The following is a 19210-nucleotide window of genomic DNA, read 5'->3' as shown; positions in this document are numbered from 1 at the left end:
GGACTCCATGTGGGGTTCAGGGCGTGACGGTGGGAACACGCAGTTCCACCTTGAGATCGCCGCTGTAGTAGCCGGGGCGCTTGGTGCTGACCGGCACGCGCGGTGTTTCCAGCGTCAATGGTGTAGGCACGCAGAACACCGGCTGCGTCATGCCGGGCAGCAGCACCAGGCGCAACCTTGCGGTATCGATGCCATGCAGCAGCTGCTCCACGCCGTTGCGCATGGGCACTGCACTGCCGTTGTGATCCAGGGTGACGGTGTAGTCCACGCGCTGGGTGGCATCACCGCCGCCATCGACGTGCCATACCGAGTAGCCCGAGGGCCCGGGAGGTTGCGCGCCGCTGTCACGCACGGTGACGCCTAGGTAGCTGCTCTGCGAGCCAAGCCCGTCGTACAGGCACATGTCGAGCTGGGTACGGCCACCGATGGTCTGCGCGATCGGGTCGTACTGCAGGTTCAGGCCGACGTGCGGGGTGACCTGATCGAAAAGCGGGAAGTAGATGGAGACCGCGTTGTGGTCAGTGACGGTGAAGTCGAACTTGAAGGAGTAGGTCGCAAGCTGCTGATGTGGAGGTTTGCGTAGTGCAAGCACCAAATGTGCTGCCCATCGGCCTGCAACCAGCTTCTCCAGTTCAGACGGCGGCACCCGAAGTTCGGCGCCCGTTCCTGCGGGCATCAGGAAGTTGCACTCGGGAGCACTTGAAGACCATAGAGGCCTGGGTGTGGCGGCCCAGTAGTCCGATTCACATGCGGGAGTCGCTGCGATGCGGAAGAGATTGCCGTGTGCCTCAACATCAATCTCCATACCACTCCGCTGCTCAGTGAAGCGGAGCGGAATTGCACTGCTCTTGCCTGACGGTAGTTCCCCCGTATCTGACTCCGGGCATCTGCCCGATGACGAATCCGAGCTGGAGGAGCACGTCATGTACAACTGCCCATATGACAGGGTCAGTGCTCTCTCGTAAGCCAGGATCGTCCGGCGCGGTAGCAGTTCGATGTCGCCAGGTAGGGCTGAGCGGTCCCAAGACATACTGATGTCGTGACTGATATCAATCGGATCTTGATCCGGCGGCCTCTGCGCCATCGCCCGCGGCACCAGCAGCACCAGCCCACACAACACCGCCATCACCCACCACAACCGACGGCTCACTTCGCACCTCCCGCTGCTGCGGTCTGTGGCGTGGCGGCGATCAGCGCCTGCTCCTGCAGCAACCGCGTCACCCGTGCCTGGTGGCGGATGTCGGCGGGCAGCTGGGCCACGGCCAGCGGCTCGCACTGCACGGCGCCTACCAGCATCACCACGCTGCGGCGCTCGCGCACCTGCAGCGGGCAGTGCAGCAACCGGTCGTCCTGCAGCAGGTACAGGGTCTTCTCGCGTCGTGGGAAGTCGGCCACGAAACCTCCATTGCTGCCGGTGCCGGGCACCGGCGCGTTGAGAATGCGGGCACCGCGCAGCGGTGCGCCGGCGATGTCCCGGGCATTGCCGATGAAGGTGTAGGTCACTTCAATCGGCACCGGCATGCGCACCAGTCGGCCCGGTGGCAGGAACAACGGACGCGCGCCGCCCACACCGCTCACGCGCACGGCGGCGATGCTGTCCAGGGCGCTGGCGTCCTGTACTTCAGCGCGGTGCGACTGGTAGGCGGAGATCGGCAGCAGCCGGCGCTCGCCCAGCTTCAGTCGCTGTCGACGCAGCCCGCCCACCTGCAGCTCGGCGGCAACGCCGGTCAGGTCCAGGTCGTCGGTGTCATCCACCTGCACTGCCAAACCCGCGTCGGCGCCAACGCCAGCGCCCCAATACACGCCGCGCTTGCCGATGGCCAGGCCGGAACTGTGCGTCGCGCTGTACGCCACTTCGTTGCCACCCTGGTGCTGGTACCGCGACACCGTGGCACCGGTCTGGCCGATGCGGTTCTGCAGCTGGGTACTCAGCGTGGCGCTGTAGCGCTCGTTGTTGTTGCCGCGCAGTTCGCCCGATACCTCGCGGTACTGATCCTCGTATTCCTGGCGCAGCGTCTGCCCGGCGCTGTAGTTGATGTCCGGGCGCGCATGCTGTGGTTGCCGCACGTCCACGCCATAGCGTCGCTGCGAACTGCCGCGGTCATCGTGCTGCAGGCGGTTGAGGCTGAAATTGAGGTAGATGCCGCGATCACGGCCGTCGCGCAGTCCACCGCCGCTGGTCTGCTGCCACACGCCGATGCGGCTGGAGACACTGAACTCGCCCCAGCGCTGGCTGCGGCTGTAGCTGGCCTGCCAGGTGCGGCTGAGCTGCGGTATGCGCGTGGGCTGTGGCATCCACGGCGGCAGCAGCGGGTCAAGTCCGGCCAGCGGATCATCTTCCAGCCCCGGCCGCACGGTGCTTGCACGCCAGGTCTGGCGGCGCGTATAGGCCACGTAGGCGTTGCCGCCGGCCACCGGCAGCGCCATCGAGGCGCTGAGCGAATCGGCGCAGCCGAGCCGGTCGCGCGCGTCATCCTCGAACTGGCAGGCACGGCCGCGCATGCGCTGGTGGTACACATTCCACGAAGCACGGCGACGGTAGGAAACCTGATGCTGCTGGCCACGGCTGCCATCGCTGCCGTGCATGCCACTGAAGGTAGCGCGGACTTCCTGGGTGGCAAACACATGGCGCAGGTCCACCCGCAGCTCGCCGTAGCTGAAACCGCCCAGGTCGGCGATGCCGGCGGTCATGGCCACGTTGCGCCCCATCGGCACGCGCAGGCCGCCCATGGCCGCCAGTTCGTCGTCGAAGCGGTCGCTGCGGCGCTCGTTGCGGCGGCCGCCCTGCAGGAACCACTGCACGCTGCTGTCGGTCCAGTCACCGCCCTTGTCGAACGGCGCGTCCTCGTTGCGTACCAGCACGCCGTCTTCGTAGATGCGCAGGCTGACGGTGTAGTTGCCCATGGGGAACCGGCGCGTATCGAGCTGGTTGATGCCTGCCTGCAGGTAGAAGGTCTGCAACAGGCGCTCGCCATCGAACGCATCCACACGCGCATCGCGCGCCAGCAGCACGGTGAGCGGCGTGGCCTGCACGGCGGCGGCGGAGTCCACGTAGGCCTGCGTGGTGCCCAGCCGCAGACCCTGGAAGCGATCCATCGGCAGCATGCTGAAACTGAAGGTGCCGCCCTGCGGGCTGCTCAGGTTGCGGCGGTCCATGCGCCCGGCCTGCAGGTAGTGCTGCTGGCCCAGGTCATGGCGGTAGTAGGCGTTGTCGAGCTGGAAACGGCGGCTGGCAAGACCGCCGCGGTAGTGCTGCTGGCTGAAGGTCCAGTCGGCGGACAGGTGCCCGCGCTGGAACACGCCCAGTGCGCCCATGCCCTGCGCGGCCAGCGCCTGGTAGCCCCGGCCACCGCTGACATTGAAGGTGTGCTGGTGCAGGAACGCGTTCTCGGCATTGACACTGACCTGGTGGTAGCGCTCGGCAGCCGGCTCGCCGGGGATCCATTGGCGGGCGACAAACAGGCGCACGGCGCCCTCGCCTTCGTCATACAGCGCGCGCACGGCAGTGGGCTCCTGGGGAGGATCGATGTACCCGCAACCGGCACTGGCACCGCCGTAACGGCATGCCAGGTGGCTGTTGCGCGGCAGCGGCTGCGACAACGCCGGCAGCAGCGCAGCCTGCGCTTCGGCGGACAGCTGCAATGCCTGCAGCGCCTCGGCCGGGGTTTCCAGCTGCACGTGTTCCAGGGTCACGCGCACCGGCACCAGCCCGGTCGAACGACCGAACAGACGGATCTCCAGTTGTTCGGTCTGGCCTTCGACCAGATCCTCGAAACCGGCGGGAACGCCGCGCGCCGCGACCAGGGGTGTGGCCAGCGACAGGGCGAGCGCGACCGCCAGCCGGGTGACGGCGGGTGCGGGAGCATTCATGGGGATTACCGGAAGCAGCCGGCCCGGCAAGCGGGCCGGCGCGGGTGCCTTACGGGCTGGTGGTCTTCTGCTGCATGGCGATGGTGACGATGCCTTCGTAGCGGCCACCGCGGGTGATCGGCGCTGGGCTGGTCTGCGCGATACGCAGCGCCATCGGGATCGACGCACCGGGCATGGCGCCATCGAACAGGTCGGATGCGGTGAAATCCTGCGCCGCCACGGTCAGCGCCCTGCCATTGAGGCTGACGGTCAGCGGCACCGGCGTGCCGCCACCATCGGTGTTGAGCAGCTGCGGGGTGCTGCCAACACGCACTTCGATGTCCTTGCTTTCATCGTTGGAGTAGATGCGCACCTGCTGCGACCAGGGCACCAGGCCGCTGACCGGGTTGTGGACCATGTTGACCACCGAATCCAGCGCCGTGCCATCGGCCTTGAGCAGAGCCAGGGTCGGATCGACGTTGGCCCAGACCTTGATGTCGGCGTCGAATGCATTGGCGGACAGCGAAACGGTGACCAGCGCGGCGGCCAGGGACAGCTTTCTGAGCAGAGTCATTGCGATCTTTCCTTGCGTAATGAGTAGAGAAACTGACCGCAGGCAAGAGAAGCCGAACGTCGGCGCCTGCGGACAGGACGCAACAATAGAGATGCAAGCTGCGTTGCACCATGCAACAACTTGACAAAAATGAAATGCGTGCAGCATTGGACGATTGACTGGAAAAATGGGTGCAATCGCACGCGCCGATCGCCCCCATATCGACGCTGTCGCCGGGTTCTCATCAGCGGCATTCCCGATGCACCGCTGCTCCCACAACGGCGGCTCAGTGCCCGCCGGGAGACAATCCAGTGGATTTTGCGTAGTCGAGCAGCTCATAGTCCGAGCGCAGGCCCAGCCGACGCATTGCCGCGCCTTTCTGGCGGCTGATGGTGCTGATCGTTCGCCGGTGCACATCGGCGATTTCCTTGACACTCAGGCCGTGCGCGAGCAGCCGGATGACTTCGCTCTCGCGCGAGCTGAGCCCGGTGCGGTTGCGACCGGAGCGCAAGCGCTGGGCAAGATCACCGGAGAAATAGGTACGGCCGCCGAGGACGCAGTCCACTGCGGCCAGCAGGTCGGACAGGCCGCCGGTTTTCTCCAGGATGCCCTCCACGCCCAGCCGCACCACCGCTCGAAGCACCTGCAGGTTGGTGAAGGAGGTGACGACGATCAATCGCACATGGCCGTGATCACGGCGGATGCTTTCCAGCATGCGCACGCCATCGGGGCGACCGCCCCACGGCATGGACAGGTCGGTGATGACCAGGTCGCACGTCTTTTCTGCCAGCAGGACTTCGAGTTGCTCGGGATCCGCTGCTTCGCCGATGACCCGTACCCCGGGGTGCCGGGCAAGCAGGCACTGGAGGCCCACGCGGACCACTGGATGATCGTCCGCAATCAGTATGTTTTTCATGCAAGAGCCCGTGAATTGAAGTTACACGCGCACGGCGCATGGCCTCGCCACACTGGGCGATGACGAATGCGTTCTGAAACTCTCGCTCAACGGCCTGCCGGCAGGAACGCGGCAGGCAGTTGTGATTGTTTCGGGTGAACCTTAGGCGAAGCGCGGCACCCCAAACTATGAATCAACTTGCATAAACGTGAATCTGCGGCGTAGTTCCGTTCTGGCCGCCGTTCAACCGCGCAGCGTTGCGCCACCGTCGACATACAGATCGCTCATCGCGATATGACCGGCCTGGTCGGAGAGAAGAAACATGACCCCGTACACGATGTCATTCGGGCGAGCGATTTTCTGCAGGGGAATGCCTACCTTGTATGTTTCCAAACTCCCTTCAATCACGCGCTGCTCGCCCTCGGGTCCGGCCCACATCCCGGTCTGCATCGGGGTCAGGGTTGAGCCGGGCGCCACGATGTTGCAGCGGATGCCGAGCGGTGCCAGTTCCAGGCCGAGGCAACGGGTAAACATGGTCGCGGCCGCTTTGGATGCGGCATAGGCGGCCATGCCGTGCCGGGGTACGCCCGCGGCATTGGAGCTGACCGTGACGATGGCGCCTTTCCGCCGCGGCGACATCACCCGTGCGACGGCACGCGAGACGTGGAACACGCCATCGGTATTGACCGCGAAGACGCGGCGCCATTGCGCGTCATCCGTCTCCACGACCGTACCGGTCTGCAGGACACCGGCCACATTGATGGCAAAGCCGATCGCACCGATCCTGGCTTCGATCCAGGTAACCAGTGCCTCCACCGCAACTGGATCACTCACGTCGAGCGCGCAGGCGTGGAGGCGCGGCTGCCCTGCCCGCGCGGCGAACACGGGGGCCTCAAGATCCGTCGCGATCACGGTGCAGCCGCTGTCGTGAAGGTGCTCGGCCAGTGCCGCGCCAATGCCGCCGCCCGCGCCAGTGACCAAGGCGATGGTGCCGTCGAATCCGGTGAGTTTCATGCGGGTGTCCTGATCGTTTCAGAGCGCTGAAGCTGCGCATCGAGCCATGGCGCGATCTGCGCCACGGCATCGCGGCCGGTGAGTTCAGCGTGCAGGAAAGGAAGTTCAATCGCTTCGACGCTGGCGGCATGCGCCTGCCACAGGGCCGATTGCAGCTGCGGGCGGTCGAGATGGTCGCGGCCGGCACGGACGTGCAGCAGCGGACCGTCGTAACGTGTGTGGTGATGGGCGCGGATCAGCCGGTTGGTGCCGGTGACCGCACGCACCACGCCATCGAGGACCACATCGGGGAGGTTGCCCAGCGCGCTGTCGCCCCGGCGCAGGAACGCCAGGATCCGCTCACGGCTGTCCAGCTCGGGATGCGCCTCCGGGTCATGGCCGGCGATGGCCAGCAGGGCGCGCAGCGCGGCGATCGGGTCCGGCTCGGGTTCGGCACGCCAGCACTCGCTGGGATAGGCATCCAGCAGCGCCAGTACCCCGACCTCGTGGCCGAGCGCGCGCAGGTGCACCGCCATCGCCTGGGCAAGGATGCCGCCGACCGACCAGCCAAGCAGATGCACCGGGCCGGGCCGGCCCAGCGCGAGGATGCGCTCGGCATAGCTGGCCGCCAGTGCCTCGATGCTGGCCGGCAGTGGCTGGGCAGGATCAAGCACGGGCGACTGGAGGCCCTGCACCTCGCGGGCCGGGGCGAGCGCCCGGGCCAGGTCACGATAATTCCACGCGATACCACCGGCCGGGTGGATCACGAACAGCGGCGCCAGCGCCGGGTCACCAGCGGCCAGCTGGATCATCGGCGCCAGCCCGTGATCGGTAGCCGCTGGCGGTGCGTCGATACGGGCGGCCAGCGCCGCAACCGTGGGGGCAGCGAACACCGCGCCGAGGCCGAGATCGCAGCGCCAGCGCTGCTGGATCGCCAGCAGCAGGTGCACGGCGCTGAGCGAGTCACCGCCCAGGGCGAAAAAGTCGGCGTCGGCACCGACCGCGCTGCCCAGCCCCAGGGTCTCGGCGAACAGCTGCGCCAGCGCCTGTTCGGTGCCGGTGCGCGGCTCCACACCCTCGGATACACGCTGCGCCGGGGCCGGCAGCGCGGCACGATCCAGCTTGCCGTTGGCGGTGACCGGCCAGTGCTCCAGTACAACGAATGCGCTGGGCACCATGTAATCCGGCAGGCGGGTGGCCAGGTGGGTGCGCAGCTCATCCGCCTGCGGGCTGCCCGCATTGAGGTAGGCCACCAGCCGCGGCTCGCCGGGGCGATCTTCGCGCAGCAGGACGTCGGCCCGGCTGATGCCCGGTGCCGTGCGCAGGGCGGCGTCGATCTCGCCAAGTTCGATGCGCAGGCCGCGCAGCTTGATCTGATGATCGTTGCGACCGAGGTATTCCACCGCCCCATCCTCACGCCAGCGCGCCACATCGCCGGTGCGATACAGGCGGTTGCCCGGCACGAAGGGATCGGCCAGGAAGCGCTCGGCGGTGAGGTCGTCGCGGCCGAGGTAGCCGCGCGCCAGCTGCACCCCGCCCAGGTACAGATCCCCTGCGACACCGGGTGGCAGCGGCTGCATCCGCGCATCAAGCACGTACAGCTGCGTATTCCAGACCGGGAAACCGATCGGCACGGGCTGGGAGGCGTCGTCGCGACTGGCCGGCCACCAGCTCACATCCACGGCAGCTTCGGTCGGCCCATACAGATTGTGCAGCTCGGCCTGGACGGTGGCATGGAAGCGGTCGCGCAAGGCGGCATCCAGCGCTTCGCCACTGGTGAAGACCCGGCGCAGTTGCAGCCCACGGGCCGCTGGCGCAGCCAGGAACGCGGCCAGCATCGACGGCACGAAATGCAGCGTGGTGATCGAGTGCTCGCGGATCAACGCGGCCAGGGCGAGTGGATCGCGATGCGCTTCGGGCGGTGCGACCACCAGGGTGGCGCCACTGATCAACGGCAGGAAGAACTCCCAGACCGAGACATCGAAGGTGGACGGGGTTTTCTGCAGGATGCAATCGTCCGGCTGGATACCGTAATGCGTGCGCATCCATTCCAGGCGATTGACGATGGCGCGGTGCTCGATCAGCACGCCCTTGGGCTCGCCCGTGGAGCCGGAGGTGTAGATGACGTAGGCGGCATCGTCCGGCTGCGGCACGGTGCCGAGTTCGCCGTCGCTGGCGTGCGGCCACTGCGTCGGCGGGAGCACGGTCATCCCGGGGAACCGGTGGCGGTCCTGCTCCAGCGCCAGTACGCAGACCGGCCCGGCCGAGCGCAGGATCCGCGCCAGGCGCTCATCGGGGTGGGCCAGGTCCACCGGCAGGTAGGCGCCGCCCGCGCGCAGCACGGCGACCAGCGCGATGACCAGCTCAAGCGAGCGCGGCAGTGCCACGACCACCCTCGCCTCGCGGCCGGTTCCCTGTGCCTGCAGGTGCAGCGCCAGCGCCCGGCTGCGTTGCTCCAGCTCGGCGAAGGTCAGCTGCTGCGCGCCGTAGACCACGGCCACGGCGTCGGGCGTGCGCGCCATGCGCGCGGTGATCAGCGCGGCGAGGCTGACCTCGGGCACCGGACGTGCGGTGGCGTTGACCTCGTAGAGATAGCGCTGGGCCTCCTCCGGCGTACACAGCGGCACCGAGGCGATGGGGCCACCGGCAGCCTGCACGTCCAGTGCGGCCGACACGAAATGCAGCAGGCGTGCGGCATGGGCCCGCACCTGCGCGCGGGTATACAGCGCCGGGTTGGCCTCGATCTCCAGATCGAGCACGGCGGCGCCATCGCCACGAAAGCCCAGCGTCACGTCGTCAACCGGGCCGGTGGACAGAATCTCCAGCGTCGCGTGCACGCCGTCCAGCTGCAGCGGACGATAGAACGGCTGCACATTGACCAGCGGGCCATGCAGGCGACGCTGGCCACCGATCAAGCCGAGATCGCGACGCAGTTGTTCACCGCGGTAACGTCCGTGGCGACGGCCGCGCATCAGCCGCAGGGCGACGTCGCGTACGAAAGTGTCCACGCTGCCCTCGCCGGACTTGAGCCGCAGGGGCAGCACATTCATCACCATCGCCGGAACGCGGGCCGAGACGCTGCCCAGGCGGCCCATGAACGGGACGCCGATCACCGCTTCGGTTTCACCACTGATGCGGCGGCAGTACTCGGCGCCAAGCGCGGTGAGCAGATCCGGCCAGGGCTGGCCGATGGCGGCGGCTGCGGTGTGCAGGCGCGCCCGCAGTGTGGGATCGATGGGCGCCACGTGGCGCAGTGCATCCGCCGCCGCGGCACCGAGGCCAGCCTGCAGGCCCGCGGCCGCGGGTGCATCCGACATGAGCTCACGCCAGTACGCGGCGTCGCGCGTGCGGCGCTCGCTGTCACGATACTGCGCGTCTTCATCGAGCACCGGCGCCAGCGGCGCCAGCGCACCCTGTGCGGCGTTGCCTGCGTACAGCGCGCAGACCCGCTCGGTGAGCAGGCCCATCCCGTAGCCATCGGTCGCCAGGTGATGCACGCGCAGGTACCAGACGCTGCGGCCCCGGCCGAGCAGGAACAGGCGCTGCTGGCTGAGGCGGTCGCGGGCGGGATCGACCGGGCTGAGCCGGTCGCGCTGCATGGCGTCGCGGGCGGCGGCGGCCGGGTCCGGATGGCCGGACAGATCCACCACCTGCAGCGCGGGCGTGTGCTGCCGGTCCACCCACTGCTCGGGCAGGCCCTGTGCGTTTTCGACGATACGCAATGCCAGCGCGTCGGATTCATACGCGGCCTGATCCGCAGCGCGCACGAATGCAGCCACGTCCAGTCCGCCCTCGATCCACACCGCATGGGCGGTATTGAAGGCGGGATTGTCCGGCGCCAGGCGCTGGGCGTACCACAAGCCGGCCTGGGCCTCGCTCAGCCCGCGAAGGAGGCGCGCGTCCGGACCCGGCACCGCACGTGCGTTCATGCGCCAGCCGCGGCCTGGGCCTGCAGGCGCTGCACCACCGTCCACCAGCCGCCCAGCGTGGCGTGCTCGGCCAGGTGGCTGAACTCCAGCGCGATACCGGTGTTGCCCCAGGCCAGTACCAGCCCCAGTACCCGCATCGAATCGAGCCCGAGGTCCATCAGGTTCTCATCGTTGCTGATGTCCTCGGGCGCTTCGCCGATCATCTCGGCGACATCGGCGCGCATGCGCTCCAGGGTGAGTGCGGTCATGCGAGCGTCTCCAGCAGGTGATCGGTGGTCATCGGGATGCCGCAGGTACGGGCGATCCAATGCAGGGCCAGGTCGTGGTCGGCGCGCGAGAAATCGGCGACGGCATCGGCAGCGATGAAGCTCTCGATGTCGCGCTGGAAGCCTTCGGCCACGGTGGCGGTGCAGCCGATGTGCGCATAGACACCGGTGACCAGCAACTGGTCGCGGCCACGGGCGCGCATCATCGTTTCCAGGTTGCTGCGCTGGAAGGCGCTGTAGCGGTGTTTGACCAGCACGTGGTCGCCCGGCTGCGGTGCCACGGCCTCGATGATGGCTTCGTGCTCGTCGGTTGCGGACATGCCCGGGCCCCACAGATCCGCCTGCAGGCCGCGATCGCGGCGGTCCTGGTGGCCGCGCTGGGCGGTATAGATCACCGGGATGCCACGCGCACGGCAATGCGCGAGCAGGCGCGCGATGTTGGCCACGGCCGGGGCCAGCGGTGCGGTGTCCGGCGCGAACGCGGCCAGGAAGTACCGCTGCATGTCATGTACCAGCAGCGCCAGGCGCTCGCTCTGCGGCTGCCAGGCGCCGCGCGGGGTGGGCAGCTCGGCCTGGGTCGGCAGGGGGTACGGTTGGATCGTTGGCAGCGCCATCAGCGCGTTTCTCCTGTCTGTTGCATGAACCGTTCGCGCAGCTGGGCACGCAGCTCGCGGCGGCTGATCTTGCCGACCGCCGTGGTGCCGAAGGCATCGACGAACACGATCTGGTCCGGCACTTTGAACGCGGCCAGGCCGCGGCTGCGCACCCAGGCCTTGAGGCTGGCGGCCTTGGTCGGCTCGCCCTGGGCAATGATGAAGGCGCAGCTGCGCTCGCCAAGGTACGCGTCGGGAATCGAGACCACGGCCACATCGAACACGCTGGGGTGTGCCAGCAGATGGTCTTCGATTTCTTCGGCGGAAATCTTCTCGCCAGCCCGGTTGATGTGGTCGCTGGCCCTGCCCTGCACGACCAGATAACCGCCGGGCAGGCGCTGCACCATGTCGCCGGTACGGTAGAAACCGTCCTCGGTGAAGGCGCGCGCATTGGCCGCCGGGTCGTTGTGGTAGCAGCGGATGGTGTACGGGCCGCGGGTGAGCAGATGCCCGGTCTCACCTTCTGCGACGGGATGACCGTGGTCGTCGACCACCAGCACTTCATCGTCCTCGCTGATCGGGCGGCCCTGCGTGGAGACGATGATCTCTTCGCTGTCGTGCAGACGGGTGTAGTTGACCAGCCCCTCGGCCATGCCGAACACCTGCTGCAGCGTGCAGCCCAGCCCGGCGATCACGCGGCGTGCCGCTTCCGGCACCAGCTTGGCGCCACCGACCTGCACCACCTGCAGGCTGGACAGATCCTGTGTCGTCGTCGCGGCCGCCTGCGCCCAGAGCAGCGCCAGCGGCGGCACCAGGCCGACACAGGTGACCCGTTCGCGTGCGATCAGGGCGAACGCAGTCTCCGGGCCGGCACCCGGGCTGAGCACCACCCGGCCACCGGCATACAGCGTGCCAAAGAAGCCGGGTGAGCTCATCGGGAAATTGTGCGCGGCGGGCAGCGCGACCAGATAGACGCTGTCCTGGGTGATGCCGCAGATCGCATTGCTGGCGCGGAATGAATACAGGTAGTCGTCATGCGTGCGCGGGATCAACTTGGACAGGCCGGTGCTGCCGCCGGAGATCTGCAGGAAGGCCACGGACTGCGGGTCCGGATCGGGTGGCAGCTGCTCAAGATCGCCTGCCAGAGCCTCCAGCGCGGTGAACCCGCCGCCCTCACCCACGATGATCACGTGCTGCACTGCCGGCACCTGCGCCTGGAGATCGCGCGCCAGCGTGCGGTAGTCGAAACCGTCGTAGCTCACTGCAGCGATATAGGCACTCGCCTCGGCCTTGCGGGCGAAATGCGCGACTTCGGTGATGCGGTGCGCAGGCAATGCGTAGACCGGGATCAGCCCGGCACGGAACAACCCGCACACCACGGTGATGAACTCGGGCACGTTGCCAAGCTGGACCACGACCCGGTCGCCCGGGGCCATGCCCTGCGCGAGCAGACCGGCGCCGATGCGGCCGGCTTCCTGCCACAGCTGGGCATATGTCAGGCGGGTATCACCCCCGACCACCGCAATATCCCCGGCAAAGCGTTCGGCACGCTCGCGCAGGAAGCCCGGGAAGGTCTCGCCACGCCAATGGCCGGCGGCACGATAGCGCGCGACCAGGGCCGGCGGCCAGACCTGGCGCAACGGCACCCGGGAGGAAGAGAAGGATGCGTTCATGGACAACTCCCGCACATCAGAATGGACGAACGTCATGGACGCCGAGCGCGGTCAGCAGGGCCATGAACTTGGCAGCCGTTTCGGCCACCTCGAGATCGGGTTGCGAGCCCGCGACGATGCCGGCACCGGCATACAGGCGCACCTGCGTGCCCTGCACGCGCGCGCAGCGGATTGCCACGTACCAGTCGCCATCACCCTGGGCATCGGTCCAGCCGACTGCACCGGCATAGAAACCGCGCGCCACCGGTTCAGCCTGGCGGATCAGCGCCAGTGCGGGGTGGCGTGGTGTCCCGCACACCGCCGGCGTGGGATGCAGCAGTGCCACCAGCGCGGCCGAGGAAACCGATGCGTCCTTGAGGGTGCCGTGGATGCGCGTGCCCAGGTGCCACATGGTGGCGGTGGCATGCAGCGTGGGCTGGGGCTGCGCCTCGACGCGATGACACAGCGGCGTCAGCGCTTCAACGATGGCCTCGACCACGTGGCGGTGCTCTTCATGGTCCTTGGCCGAGGCCAGCAGCGCCTCGGCGGCGCGGGCATCCTCGGCAGGATCAGCCGAACGACGTGCAGAGCCCGCCAGCGGATGCGACAGCACGCGCTCGCCACGTTTGGAGACCAGCAGCTCGGGAGTGGCGCCAACCAGCCAGGCAGGACCGGGGCCGCCTTCTGAAGGCACCGGCACCACGTAAGTGGCCACGCTCGGATCCCTGCCCAGCCGCGCGGCCAGCACCCGCGGGTGCAGTGGCTGCGCGGTGGTGACCCGCAGGCTGCGGGCCAGCACGACCTTTTCCAGCGCACTATCGGTGCGCTGCAGTTCCGTGACGGCGGTGGCGACCGCGCCTGCATAGGCCTGCGCAGGCGGTTCAGCCAGCACGTCACCGACCAGTGTGGGGGTTTCAACGCGGACCACCGTGGGTTGGCCAGACACGTGATCGGGCTGGTACAACGCATCGGCCTGCTCGGGATCGAACGGCACCGCGCCGACCAGCAGCCGCGGGCCGGAGCGCGGTGCGGCGAAGAAAGCGTCTACACGTTCGGCCAACGAGGCGGTGGGGCCCGACGGCAGGCGCGCGCGCACGCCCTGCGCTTCGAGCGCCTGCTGCGGGCTGCGCAACAGAAAGTACGGGGCGTCGGCCATGTCGATGGCGGACGCGTGGGTCAGCTCGTCGGCTCCGTGGTTGATCAGCATCTCGTTCATGCGGCACCCCGCTGGCGGTGGATCGCGGCAGAGACCGCCACGACCAGCAGCACCGCGCCGACCAGCAGATACGGCGCGCTGGGCGACCACCGGTACAGCAGTGTGCCGATCATCGGCCCGACCACCATGCCCATGCCCTGCACCGAGGCCACGGTGCCGGCGGCGGCGCCCTGCTCGTGCGCCTCCACCGAATCGGCGGCCAGCGCCTGGAAATTGGGGAACACGAAGCCCATCCCGAACGCCGCGACCGCGTAGCTGGCCAGCAGCTGCCACGGCACGCTGACCAGCGCGACCGACGCAAAGCCGAGACCGGAGATCAGCGCGCCGACCACGATCCAGCGCGTGGGGCGGATGTCCTTGAGCTTCATCACCAGGCCCTGGGCGAAGATCAGGCCGACGCCGACCGCGGTCAGCGCCAGCCCGGCCATGCGTGCGCCATCTGCCGGCGACAGTTGAAGGCGGTCGATGGCGAAGAAGCCGACCGTGACCTGGGCGATGGTCACCGAGATCATCGCGGCGAACACGGCCAGCAACGGCAGCCGCAGGCGTGCATCGCCCAGCCCCAGCGTTGGCTTGGGGCCGTTGTGCGTCGGGGCGACCGGCGGGGTGTTCGGCAGGCGCCACCAGATCATCAACAACGACAGCAGCGGCAACAGCGCGGCCACATACAGCGTGAGGGAGAGGTTCTTGTAGGCGATCCAGCCGGCGGCGGCAGGACCCAGCACCATGCCCAGCGCATTGGCGGTGCCGAGCTTGGCCATCACGCTGCCGCGCTGCCCCGGCGCAGCGTGGTCGGCAACGATGGCTGCGGCGGTCGGTGGCACGGCGGCGTAGAACAGGCCGACCAGAGCACGCGTGCCGACCAGCACCAGCACCGAAACCCAGATAGCCGGCGGTGAAGTCAGCGCCACATCCACGAAGACCGCCAGCCCCAGATAGATCACTGCGTAAGCGGCCAGTGCGATCAGCAGCACGCGCTTGCGGCCGATGCGATCGCTGAGCGCCCCCCAACGGCGGGCGGCGAGCATCCACAACACGCCGGCCGCGGTGACCGACAGCCCGGCGTGCCATTCGGCCAGGCCCGACACCCGCACCACCGGGCCGATCACGGACACGAACGCCATCATTGCCATGGTGCCGAGCAGCGCGGCGGAAACGAGGGCGGGCAAACCGGATACGACAGGACGTGCAGACATTGAACACCACAGCCAATAAGAAGTTGAACCACGCGGTGCGCCGGGGCGCGCGCGGTTCTGCCATCCGGTTGCGAATGCATCACCGCCCTGTGATCCATCAAATGATAACGGCTCGCATTTGCGTTTGATAGTGCAGTCTGTACGGGATGTTCATGTCGCCGGGGCCGCCGCCCCTGCGACAAAAAAGCACTACATCTGCGGTTGACGATCCACCACGACCCCACTATGTTGTGTCCATCGGCTCCCCGCTTCCGCCAGGCCCGGTGCACCGTCACGACGCCGCGCCGTAGTAGAACGCCCCGTCGTATCCCTGACCGGCGCCTGGAAGCAAGGCCCGTTGCCACCGATGTGAGCCTCTGGCGACGTATTCCTGCACACGCAGGGCCTGCCCACCAATCACGCCTTCTGTCCGGCTGCCGCACGGCTCTGCCGCGCCGCCTGCTGGGCACTGCGCCATGCATGGAGAACGCATGAACACCGACGACACCGTCGCCTCGACCGCCACCCCACCCACCGACACCGCCCTGGATGCCGCCACCGGCGGTGAAACACTGTGGATCACCAAGGAGGGCGGCAACCGACGCATGCCCTTCGACCAGCCGCGGCTGGAACGCACGGTGCACAGCGTGCATACCGAGTTCCCGCAACTGGACGTGGCCGACTATCTGCGCAGCGTGCTCGGGCAGATCGCCCGGCGGCAGCAGCTCAGCGCCGATGAGATGGTGGACCTGCTGATCCGCGAGGCCGAATCACGCATCGACCTGACCGCACCGGACTGGGAGCACTTCGCCGCCCGCCTCTACCTGCGGCGGCTGTACAAGCGCGCCAGCAAGAACCGCTTCTACGATGCCACGCTGAAGTACGGCTCGTACGTGGGGCTGCAGGAAAGCCTGGCCGACCGCAACGTCTACTCGATCGACATCCTCAAGGCGTATTCCAAGGATGAACTGGAGGAAGCCGGGCAGATGATCGAGCCCGAGCGCGACACGCTGTTCGCCTACAACGGGCTGTACCTGCTGGCTACCCGGTACCTGGCCACCGATCACTCCCGTGCGGTGTACGAGCTGCCGCAGGAACGCTGGCTGACCATCGCGCTGTACCTGATGCAGCACGAACACGAGCATGGCGAACGCTCGCGGCGCCGGCGCATGCTGCTGGTGCGCGAGGCCTACTGGGCGCTGTCCAACCTGTACATGACGGTGGCGACGCCGACCCTGGCCAATGCCGGCAAGGTCGGCGGCCAGCTGTCCTCGTGCTTCATCGACACGGTGGACGACAGCCTGCAGGGCATCTACGACTCCAACACCGACGTGGCGCGCGTCTCCAAGCACGGCGGTGGGGTGGGTGCGTACCTGGGCTATGTGCGCTCGGCGGGCTCATCGATCCGCGGCGTGGCCAATTCCTCCGGCGGCGTGGTGCCATGGATCAAGCAGCTCAACAACACTGCGGTGAGCGTGGACCAGCTCGGCCAGCGCAAGGGCGCGATCGCGGTGTACCTGGATGTCTGGCATCGCGATATCGAGGCCTTCCTCGATCTGCGCCTGAACAACGGCGACCAGCGCCTGCGCGCGCACGACGTGTTCACCTCGGTGTGCCTGCCCGACCTGTTCATGGAAGCGGTGGAGCGCCGTGGCGACTGGTACCTGTTCGATCCGTACGAGGTGAAGCGGATCAAGGGCTGGTACCTGCAGGATTTCCACGATGAGCAGCGCGGCCAGGGCAGCTTCCGCGAGAAGTACGAGGAGGTCGTCGCCGACGAGCGGATCAGCCGGCGCACGATCAAGGCCATCGACCTGTTCAAGCGGATCATGGTGAGCCAGCTGGAGACCGGCAATCCCTTCATGTTCTACCGGGACGAAGTGAACCGGAAGAACCCGAACAAGCATGCCGGCAGCATCTACTCCAGCAATCTGTGCACCGAGATCCTGCAGAACATGAGCCCCACCCGCATGATCCAGGAGATGATCAGCGGCGACCAGATCGTGACGACCAAACAGGCCGGCGATTTCGTGGTGTGCAACCTGTCCTCGATCAACCTGGGCCGTGCGGTCACGGCCGCGCCGGACCTGCTGACCAGCGACGTGCTCGAGCGCCTCGTGCCGATCCAGGTGCGGATGCTGGACAACGTGATCGACCTCAACCAGCTGCCGGTGCCGCAGGCGACCATCACCAACCGCAAGTACCGCGCGATCGGGCTGGGTACCTTCGGCTGGCACCACCTGCTGGCCCTGCAGCAGATCGAGTGGAACTCGCCCCAGGCTGAGGACTATGCCGACAGCCTGTACGAGCGCATCAACTACCTCACCATCCAGGCCAGCATGACCCTGGCCAAGGAAAAGGGGCGCTACAGCGCGTTCGTCGGCAGCGAGTGGCAGAACGGCGAGTACTTCCGCGCCCGTGGCTATGACAGCCCGGCCTGGCGCGAACTGGCCGCGCAGGTCGGCGTCAACGGCCTGCGCAATGGCTGGCTGATGGCGGTGGCCCCGAACATGAGCACCGCCCAGATCGCCGGCTCCACGGCCTCGATCGACCCGGTGTACGGCGCCTTCTACTACGAAGAAAAGAAGGACTTCCGCCGGCCGGTGGCTGCGCCGGACCTGTCGCTGGAGACCTATCCGTACTACGAGAAAGGCGCCTACCGGGTCGACCAGTTCGCCAGCATCCGCCAGAACGCCCGCCGCCAGCGCCACGTGGACCAGTCGATCAGCTTCAACCTGTACGTGCCCAGCACCATCCGCGCCAGCACCCTGCTCGCGCTGCACATGAGTGCCTGGCGCGAAGGCCTGAAGACGACCTACTACGTGCGCTCCAACGATATCGACATCGCCGAATGCGAATGGTGCAGCAGCTGACCCGGTCAACCCGGTGACCGACGACGGTCAGCCCGGTAGCTGACGACCGTTGGTCGTCAGCCCCTTGACCTGTAGTGCCGGCCGCTGGCCGGCAACATCAGACACGCCCCTGTAGTGCCGGCCGCTGGCCGGCAACCCGCACTGCCCGCAGAGAATGCAAGGATACCCCTCATGGCCATCCCCCTCGAACGCATCAAGATCCTCGAACCGCGCCACCCCAACCGCTCCACCGGCATCATCAACGGCCGCACCAGTGGCATCCTCAACTGGAACGACATCCCCTACCCGTCGTTCTACCGGGCGTACAAGGAGCTATCGACCAACTTCTGGATTCCCGACGAAGTCGACATGAAGGGTGACGCGCGCCAGTACGGCGAGCTCAATGCCCGCGAGAAGAACGCCTACGACTCGATCATCGGCCTGCTGGCCACGCTGGACTCGCCGCAGACGAGGTTCATCTACAACGTCGCCGAGTACATCACCGACCCGGCCGCGCACGCCAACGCGGCGATCATCGGCCAGCAGGAAGTGATCCACAACGAAAGCTACAGCTACGTGCTGGCCTCGATCGCCGGCCTGGCCGACCAGAACCGGGTGTTCGAGATCGCGCGTACCCACCCGACCATCCTGGCCCGCAATGCGCCGATCATGCAGTCCTACGATGACTTCATGCGCGAGAAGACCGCCGAGACGCTGATCCGCGCGTTGATCCAGTCCTCGATCCTGGAAGGCATCAACTTCTACTCGGGCTTCGCGTTCTTCTACAACCTGGTCCGCCAGAACCGCATGACCGGCACCGGCAAGATCATCAGCTTCATCAACCGCGACGAGCTGGCCCACACCAAGTTCATCAGCGAACTGATCCGCGCCATCATCGGTGAGAACCCTGCCCTGCAGGGCGAGCAGCTGACCGCCTACGTACACGAGGCCTTCGAGCACGCCATCCAGCTGGAGACGCGTTGGACCGGGGAAGTGCTCGACGGCATCGACGGCATCGATGTGGACGAGATGATCCGCTACGTGAAGTACCGCGCCAACAAGATGGCCGGCATGCTCGGGATCGAGAAGCTGTACAGCGAGACCAACGTCAACGTGATGCCGTGGATCAAGGCCTACGCCGACAACTTCACCGAAACCAAGACCGACTTCTTCGAGATGCGCAACGCCAGCTACAAGAAGACCAATTCGGACAACGGTTTCGACGATCTGTAAGGAC

At 67.3% G+C, this 19210-nt stretch carries 13 protein-coding genes; 2 read left to right on the top strand and 11 right to left on the bottom strand.

Features of this window, described 5'->3' with window-relative positions; all coding sequences use genetic code 11:
* Positions 1-16 precede the first annotated feature (16 nt).
* From PV764_RS14390 to PV764_RS14340, 11 genes are all read right to left on the bottom strand, one after another.
* Entirely contained in the window at positions 17-925 is a 909-nt protein-coding gene (locus PV764_RS14390; RefSeq protein WP_421116948.1) for a CfaE/CblD family pilus tip adhesin, read from the bottom strand.
* A 221-nt stretch (positions 926-1146) separates the two neighbouring features.
* Complete coding sequence (locus PV764_RS14385; RefSeq protein ID WP_421116929.1) at positions 1147-3870, bottom strand: TcfC E-set like domain-containing protein; 2724 nt, start codon at positions 3868-3870, stop codon at positions 1147-1149.
* A gap of 49 nt (positions 3871-3919) precedes the next feature.
* Entirely contained in the window at positions 3920-4423 is a 504-nt protein-coding gene (locus tag PV764_RS14380) for a CS1 type fimbrial major subunit (RefSeq protein ID WP_421116928.1), read from the bottom strand.
* A 265-nt stretch (positions 4424-4688) separates the two neighbouring features.
* On the bottom strand, positions 4689-5318 hold the full coding sequence (locus tag PV764_RS14375; protein WP_019184600.1) for a response regulator transcription factor: 630 nt from the start codon (positions 5316-5318) through the stop codon (positions 4689-4691).
* Between the two features lie 222 nt (positions 5319-5540).
* Positions 5541-6311 (bottom strand): 2,3-dihydro-2,3-dihydroxybenzoate dehydrogenase, encoded by a 771-nt coding sequence (locus PV764_RS14370; protein WP_399617809.1) that lies wholly within the window; start codon positions 6309-6311, stop codon positions 5541-5543.
* On the bottom strand, positions 6308-10219 hold the full coding sequence (locus PV764_RS14365) for an amino acid adenylation domain-containing protein (RefSeq protein ID WP_421116927.1): 3912 nt from the start codon (positions 10217-10219) through the stop codon (positions 6308-6310). Before PV764_RS14365 ends, PV764_RS14370 begins: the two co-directional genes overlap by 4 nt.
* Complete coding sequence (locus tag PV764_RS14360) at positions 10216-10467, bottom strand: phosphopantetheine-binding protein (protein ID WP_266084371.1); 252 nt, start codon at positions 10465-10467, stop codon at positions 10216-10218. Before PV764_RS14360 ends, PV764_RS14365 begins: the two co-directional genes overlap by 4 nt.
* On the bottom strand, positions 10464-11099 hold the full coding sequence (locus PV764_RS14355; RefSeq protein WP_421116926.1) for an isochorismatase family protein: 636 nt from the start codon (positions 11097-11099) through the stop codon (positions 10464-10466). Before PV764_RS14355 ends, PV764_RS14360 begins: the two co-directional genes overlap by 4 nt.
* Entirely contained in the window at positions 11099-12751 is a 1653-nt protein-coding gene (locus PV764_RS14350) for a (2,3-dihydroxybenzoyl)adenylate synthase (RefSeq protein WP_421116925.1), read from the bottom strand. The genes PV764_RS14355 and PV764_RS14350 overlap by 1 nt, the downstream gene beginning before the upstream one ends.
* A 16-nt stretch (positions 12752-12767) precedes the next feature.
* Positions 12768-13946 (bottom strand): isochorismate synthase, encoded by a 1179-nt coding sequence (locus PV764_RS14345; RefSeq protein WP_421116924.1) that lies wholly within the window; start codon positions 13944-13946, stop codon positions 12768-12770.
* Complete coding sequence (locus tag PV764_RS14340) at positions 13943-15142, bottom strand: MFS transporter (protein WP_421116923.1); 1200 nt, start codon at positions 15140-15142, stop codon at positions 13943-13945. Before PV764_RS14340 ends, PV764_RS14345 begins: the two co-directional genes overlap by 4 nt.
* 470 nt (positions 15143-15612) lie before the next feature.
* Between PV764_RS14340 and PV764_RS14335 the strand changes: the two genes are divergently transcribed.
* Positions 15613-17994 carry a ribonucleoside-diphosphate reductase subunit alpha gene (locus PV764_RS14335; protein WP_421116922.1) on the top strand — a complete coding sequence of 794 codons (2382 nt, stop codon included), beginning with the start codon at positions 15613-15615 and terminating at the stop codon, positions 17992-17994.
* A gap of 171 nt (positions 17995-18165) precedes the next feature.
* Positions 18166-19206, top strand: a complete 1041-nt coding sequence (locus PV764_RS14330) for a ribonucleotide-diphosphate reductase subunit beta (protein WP_070425230.1) — start codon at positions 18166-18168, stop codon at positions 19204-19206.
* Positions 19207-19210: the final 4 nt, after the last annotated feature.

The organism is Stenotrophomonas sp. AS1, assembly GCF_048957655.1.
Lineage (GTDB): Bacteria > Pseudomonadota > Gammaproteobacteria > Xanthomonadales > Xanthomonadaceae > Stenotrophomonas > Stenotrophomonas bentonitica_A.
The sequence above is the reverse complement of the archived record's forward strand: the minus strand, read 5'-3'. Positions and strand labels throughout refer to the sequence as shown.